The 6309-nt window shown below is 71.4% G+C and carries 7 protein-coding genes; 5 read left to right on the top strand and 2 right to left on the bottom strand.

The features are described 5' to 3' along the window. Positions 1-74 precede the first annotated feature (74 nt). On the top strand, positions 75-1394 hold the full coding sequence (locus ABZ641_RS22880; protein WP_359984411.1) for an ammonium transporter: 1320 nt from the start codon (positions 75-77) through the stop codon (positions 1392-1394). Then, positions 1391-1729 carry a P-II family nitrogen regulator gene (locus tag ABZ641_RS22875; RefSeq protein WP_030269157.1) on the top strand — a complete coding sequence of 113 codons (339 nt, stop codon included), beginning with the start codon at positions 1391-1393 and terminating at the stop codon, positions 1727-1729. The genes ABZ641_RS22880 and ABZ641_RS22875 overlap by 4 nt, the downstream gene beginning before the upstream one ends. Before the next feature lie 18 nt (positions 1730-1747). Here the strand turns inward: ABZ641_RS22875 and ABZ641_RS22870 are convergent, their stop codons facing one another. After that, positions 1748-2554: a hypothetical protein gene (locus tag ABZ641_RS22870; RefSeq protein WP_359984408.1), complete on the bottom strand. Its 807-nt coding sequence runs from the start codon at positions 2552-2554 to the stop codon at positions 1748-1750. 38 nt (positions 2555-2592) lie between these two features. Then, positions 2593-3102, bottom strand: coding sequence for a SigE family RNA polymerase sigma factor (locus ABZ641_RS22865; protein WP_344626218.1), 510 nt, complete (start codon positions 3100-3102; stop codon positions 2593-2595). 439 nt (positions 3103-3541) lie between these two features. On the opposite strand from ABZ641_RS22865, the gene ABZ641_RS22860 reads away from it, so the two are divergent. The 3 genes from ABZ641_RS22860 (at position 3542) to ABZ641_RS22850 (ending at position 6265) form a co-directional block, all read left to right on the top strand. After that, the gene (locus ABZ641_RS22860) at positions 3542-5536 is read left to right on the top strand and encodes a carbohydrate binding domain-containing protein (RefSeq protein ID WP_359984414.1); all 1995 of its coding nucleotides are present in this window, start codon (positions 3542-3544) and stop codon (positions 5534-5536) included. A 151-nt stretch (positions 5537-5687) separates the two neighbouring features. Next, positions 5688-5918, top strand: a complete 231-nt coding sequence (locus tag ABZ641_RS22855) for a hypothetical protein (RefSeq protein ID WP_344626219.1) — start codon at positions 5688-5690, stop codon at positions 5916-5918. Positions 5919-5953: 35 nt separating this feature from the next. Then, positions 5954-6265 carry a hypothetical protein gene (locus ABZ641_RS22850; protein WP_359984404.1) on the top strand — a complete coding sequence of 104 codons (312 nt, stop codon included), beginning with the start codon at positions 5954-5956 and terminating at the stop codon, positions 6263-6265. Positions 6266-6309 lie beyond the last annotated feature (44 nt).

Here is a 6309-nt window from a genome sequence, read left to right as displayed (position 1 = left end):
ATACGGCCCGGACAGACTCTCCCGACCGGCGCGCCCACCACCACCCGCAGGCGCGTTGCACGGGAAGGTTCCGCATGCTGCTCGCTGACTCCACGGCCGGCCTCGACACCGGCGACACCGCCTGGCTGCTCGCCAGCACGGCGCTCGTCCTGCTGATGACCCCCGGGCTCGCGCTGTTCTACGGCGGCATGGTCCGCACCAAGAGCGTGCTCAACATGATCATGATGAGCTTCGTGTCGATCGCGGTCGTCACCGTGGTCTGGCTGGTGGCCGGCTACTCGCTCGCCTTCGGCCCGGACGCCGGCGGCTGGGGCGTCATCGGCACCCTCGACCACCTCGGCATGGCCGGCATCACCCCGGCGAGCCTGACCGGCCACGTGCCGACCCTGCTCTTCGCGACCTTCCAGCTCACCTTCGCGATCGTCACCGCCGCGCTGATCAGCGGCGCGATCGCCGACCGCGCCCGGTTCGGCTCGTGGGTGGCCTTCACCGCGGCCTGGACCCTGCTGGTCTACGTGCCGGTCGCGCACTGGGTGTTCTCGCCCGACGGCTGGGTGCTGTCGAAGCTCGGCGCCCTGGACTACGCGGGCGGCACGGTGGTCGAGGTCAACTCCGGCGCCAGCGGCCTGGCCCTCGCCCTGCTGCTCGGCCCGCGCCTCGGATTCCGCAAGGAGGCCATGCGGCCGCACAACCTGCCGCTGGTGGTGCTCGGCGCCGGCCTGCTCTGGTTCGGCTGGTTCGGCTTCAACGCGGGCTCCGCGCTCGGCGCCAACGGCACCGCCGCCGCCGTCCTGCTCAACACCCAGGCGGCCGGCTGCACCGGCCTGCTGGGCTGGCTGCTGGTGGAGAAGCGCCGCGACGGCCACGCCACCACGCTCGGCGCGGCCTCCGGCGCGGTGGCCGGCCTGGTCGCGATCACCCCCTCCTGCGGCAGCGTCGACCTGCTCGGCGCGCTGGCGGTCGGCCTCGCCGCCGGCGTGGTCTGCTCCTACGCGGTCAGCTGGAAGTTCCGCTTCGGCTACGACGACTCGCTGGACGTGGTGGGCGTCCACCTGGTCGCCGGCGTGATCGGCACCGTGCTGATCGGCGTCTTCGCCTCCGCCGTGATGACCGGCGGCCCGGTCGGCCTGCTGCACGGCGGCTTCACCCTGATCGGCAAGCAGCTGCTGGCGGTGGCGGTGGTCGGGGGGTACGCCTTCGGCGCCACCTACGGCATCGGCAAGGCGATCGACCGGCTGATGGGCTTCCGGGCCCCGGCCGAGCACGAACTGACCGGCCTGGACCTCGCCGTGCACGCCGAGAGCGCGTACGATCACGGCGTCCTGGGCCACGGCACGACGGCCCACGCCACCGTGCTGGCACAGCACCCGTCCGACAAGGCCGCCACCGCATGAAGCTGATCACCGCCGTCGTCAAGCCCTTCAAGCTGGACGAGGTCAAGACCGCGCTGCAGGAGCGCGGGGTGCACGGGCTCACGGTCACCGAAGCGAGCGGCTACGGGCGCCAGCACGGCCACACCGAGGTGTACCGCGGCGCCGAGTACCGGATCGACCTGGTGCCCAAGGTGCGGATCGAGGTCGTCGTCGAGGACGAGGACGCCGAGGACGTGATGGACACCATCGTCGCCGCCGCCCGCACCGGGAAGATCGGCGACGGCAAGGTCTGGTGCGTGCCGGTGGACGGGATCGTCCGCGTCCGCACCGGCGAGCGCGGGCCGGACGCGGTCTGACCCCGCCCGGCCGGGCGCTCAGCGCTGCACGGCGGAGGCCCGGGTGGCGCCGTCCCTGGCGGTGTCGACCGGGACGCGCAGGGTCCACAGCGGGGACTTGGCGACGTCGATCCAGAACTTCGGCGTCTTCGGCGGTTCCTGGCGGGTGCGGGTGACGGGATTCTCGCTGTTGGCTGCGTTGAGCTGCCCGCTGTAGACGGCCATCTCGACCGCCGAGCCGTCCTTGCGCCTGACCTGGATCCGGTAGCTCTCGGAGAGGGTGTTGCCGGGGACGGAGTCCACGTACAGGTGCTCCCCGACGGGCAGGTCGATGCAGGCGCGGGCCTGCGGGCTGTCGCCCTGGGGGCAGACGTCCTTCACCCAGTCCTTCCTGAGTTCCACGGTGACGGTGCTGGGCAGGTGGTCGCCGAAGTCCACGTCGACCCGCATCATGGCGGACTCGTCCGGGTGGCCGCTGCCGGCGAACGAGGTGAACCGGGTCGAGTCGGGCAGCAGTTCGGCGAGGATGCCGAGCAGCCCGGCCCCGCTGGTGGCGACCTTGCCGTTCACCGGGGGGTCGGTCGGGCCGAGGACGGGCACGGCCGAGGCGCTGGGCGTGTTCGTCGCGGGTGCCTGGCTGCGGCCGGAGCCGTCGGGGCCGAACGCGGCCACCCCGCCGGTGAGCAGGGCCACGGCGGCGACCGCGCCGAGCGCCCGGGTGATCCGCCGGCGGCGGCGCAGCTTGCGGCCGCGGCTCGTGGCCTCGGCGACGATGGTCTGGACGGGAACGTGGATCCGGTCGGCGCCCGCGCCGAGCAGCCTGCTGAGGTCGTCTTCGATGTCCATGGTGCGCACTCCGGGAGCAGTGAAGGGGCGGGGAGGGATCAGAGCCGGAAGAGGAGTTCGCGGTCCTCGCCGAGGATCTCCCGTAGTCGGGCCAGGGAGCGGGTGTTGAGGCTCTTCACCGCTCCGGCGGAGATGCCCATCATGTCGGCGACCGCCTCGATGCTGTGGTCCTCCAGGTACCGCAGGACCACCACCGCCCGGTTGCGGGGCGGGAGTTGGCCGAGTGCGGCGGCGAGGGTGAGCTTCAGGTCGCTGCCGTGGCCGGCCGGCTGCGGATTGTCGGGCATCTCGGCGAGCACGACCTCGGTGGAGCGCTTGAGGCGGCGTTGCGAGAGGTAGGTGCGCAGCAGGACGGTGCGGGCGTAGGCGTCGAGCCCGGGTTCGTCCTGCCGTCGGCGCAGCCGTGGCCAGACGGCGAACATCTTGGCCAGCGTCGTCTGGACGAGGTCCTGCGCCTGGTGCCAGTCCCCGCACATGAGGTACGCGACCTGGAAGAGCCTGCGCGTGCGGGAGCTCGCGAACTCCTCGAAGTCGAGTGCTCTCTCCATGCCGTCGTCCCCCGGTGCGTTCGATTGTCGGTGTGGTTGGCGTCCCCCTCTTAGATGCGGCGGGTCGGGTGTGAGGTATCACAGGAGTTCGCGGATGTTACCGGTGAGTCCGATTCGTTGCCTTCCACTCCCTTGACGCTCCGTTCACACCGGTCGTAACTTCGGTGCGTTGCAAGTTTCCTGCAAGTTTCAATGGTCTTGCAGAAACTCGCACAGTCGGTTCCGCGCAGACGGCGTATCGCGGTCGCGCCCCCACCCTCCGCACCACTCCTGCGCCACCGCCCGCCACACCCCCTGCGTCGCGGGCGGCCAGGCTCACCCCCACCCAGCCCCAGGAGACACCGTGGTCACCACCGTCAGCGCGGGCCGCAGAGGCCGCGCGATCGGCGCACTCACCGCGTCCGCCGCCCTGGCCCTCTCGATCGGTGCCGGTCTCTCGATCGCCCCCACCGCCGAGGCCACCCCGCCCAGCACCAAGGACGTCACCGCCACCCTCTTCGAGTGGAAGTTCGACTCCGTCGCCAAGGCCTGCACCGACACGCTCGGCCCCAAGGGCTACGGCTTCGTCGAGGTCTCACCGCCCCAGGAGCACATCCAGGGCGCCCAGTGGTGGACGTCGTACCAGCCGGTCAGCTACAAGATCGCCGGACGGCTCGGCGACCGCACCGCCTTCCAGTCCATGGTGAGCACCTGCCACGCGGCGGGCGTCAAGGTCATCGCCGACTCGGTGGTCAACCACATGTCGGCCGGCTCCGGGACGGGCACCGGCGGCACCGTCTACACCAAGTACAACTACCCGGGCTACTACCAGGACCAGGACTTCCACTCCTGCCGTCAGGCGATCAGCAACTACGGCGACCGCTCCAACGTGCAGAACTGCGAACTGGTCAACCTCTCCGACCTGGACACCGGCTCCAGCTACGTCCAGCAGACCATCGCCAACTACCTGAGCGACCTGCTCACCCTCGGCGTGGACGGCTTCCGGATCGACGCCGCCAAGCACATCGCCGCCTCCGACCTGTCCGCCGTCAAGGCGAAGATGAGCAACCCGAACGCCTACTGGGTGACCGAGGTCATCTACGGCGCCGGCGAGCCGATCCAGCCGTCCGAGTACACCGGCCTCGGCGACGTCGACGAGTTCCGCTCCGGCACCTGGCTGAAGAGCGCCTTCAACGGCGGGAAGATCTCCGACCTGTCCACCTGGGGCAACGGCCTGCTCGCGAGCAACCAGGCCCGCACCTTCGTCGACAACTGGGACACCGAGCGCAACGGCTCGACCCTCAACTACAAGTACGGCTCCGCCTACACGCTGGCCAACGTCTTCATGCTGGCCCACCCGTACGGCTCGCCGAACGTCTACTCCGGCTACGCCTTCACCAACAACGACGACGGCCCGCCGAACGGCGGCACCGTGAACGCCTGCTACAGCGACGGCTGGAACTGCACCCACGCCTGGCGCCAGGTCGCCAACATGGTCGGCTTCCGCAACGCCGTCTCCGGCACCGCGATGACCAACTGGTGGTCCAACGGCAACAACGCCGTCGCGTTCGGCCGCGGCAGCAAGGGCTTCGTCGCGATCAACCGCGAGTCCTCCTCGATCACCCAGACCTTCCAGACCTCGCTGCCCGCCGGCACCTACTGCGACGTCCAGCACGGCGACCCGGTCTCCGGCGGCTGCACCGGCACCAGCTACACCGTCGGCTCCGACGGGAAGTTCACCGCCACCGTCGGTGCCGGCGACGCCGTCGCCATCTACGTCGGCGCGGGCGGCCAGCCCACCTCCACCCCGACCGCCACGCCCACCGGCGGCAACAGCGCGACCGTCTTCTACTCCACCGACAAGAACTGGTCGGCCTACTACCTGCACTACGCGCCCACCGGCGGCACCTGGACGACCACTCCCGGCGTCGCGATGACCGCGGCCTGCACCGGCTGGGTCAAGTACACCGCCGACCTCGGCAGCGCCGCCGGCCTCGCTGCCACCTTCAACAACGGCTCCGGCACCTGGGACAACAACAACAGCGCCAACTACGCGCTCGGCACCGGCAACGTGACTGTCAAGGACGGCGTGGTCGGCAGCGGCGACCCGTGCGCCACCAGCACCCCGACGGCCACCCCGACCAGCACCCCGACCTCCTCCACCACCGGGGCCTCGTTCGCGGTCAACGCCACCACCGTGACCGGCCAGAACATCTACGTGGTCGGCAACAACACGGCCCTCGGCAACTGGAACACCGGCTCCGCCCTGCTGCTCTCCTCGGCGAGCTACCCGGTCTGGAAGCTGGACGTCGCGATGGCCGCCGGCACCGCCTTCGAGTACAAGTACATCCGCAAGGACGCGAGCGGGAACGTCACCTGGGAGAGCGGCGCGAACCGGACGGCCACCGTCCCGGCGAGCGGCCTCGTCACCCTGAACGACACCTTCCGCAGCTGACACCCGTCCCGACCCGACGGCCCCACCCGGACGGCCGCCGCACCCCCGTGGTGCGGCGGCCGTCACGGTTGCCGCGGCGAAACCCCCCGAAGGAGTGGAGTGCGGGCCGTCCCGTCGCCCCGCTCGGCGCCCGGCTGCCAGCATCGCCGGCGTGACCACAACCCCCACCACCTTCGCGATCCTGGACCTCGAACTCCGCGGCGGCCGCTGGGACGGCCATCTGAAGCGCGTCCACGCGTTCGCGCCCCCGCCCTCCCTCCGCATGGTCCTGCGCGCCGACCTCCCCGCCACCGAGGCCGGCGAGTACTGGCCCACCACCAGCGTCTACCGGCTCGACCCCGACGGCCCGGTACCGTGCTACCGGCACTCGCACGACGAGTGACCACGGCCCCGACCGGACCGGCAGCGAGGACGCCCGTGAGTACGGCCCCCACCCCTCCGACCGGCGAACAGCTCGACGCGGCCAGGGCGTTCGTCATCACCCGGCAGCGACGCAACCGGGCGGAGCCCGGCACCTGTGGGCCCGAGGTGGTGGCGGCCTTCGATGCCTGGTCCCACGTGGTGGACAGGCACATGGCGAGGGCGAAGGTGGCCGTGGACCGCGGTGAGCCGGTCGGGGCCGCAGGCGCGTGGGCCGTGGTCGTCGAGGCCCTCGCGGGCCGGGTGACGCACCCCGAATTCCCGCCGTGCCCGTACGCCGAGGCCCGTGCCGCCCGGTACGGCAGCTGACCCGGTGCTCCGTCCGACGGCGCCGGTCCCCGCCGCGGGGCGGG

Source organism: Kitasatospora sp. NPDC007106, from assembly GCF_040634455.1.
Lineage (GTDB): Bacteria > Actinomycetota > Actinomycetes > Streptomycetales > Streptomycetaceae > Kitasatospora > Kitasatospora arboriphila.
Note: the sequence above shows the minus strand (reverse complement) of the source record. Positions and strands in the feature narration are given on the sequence as shown.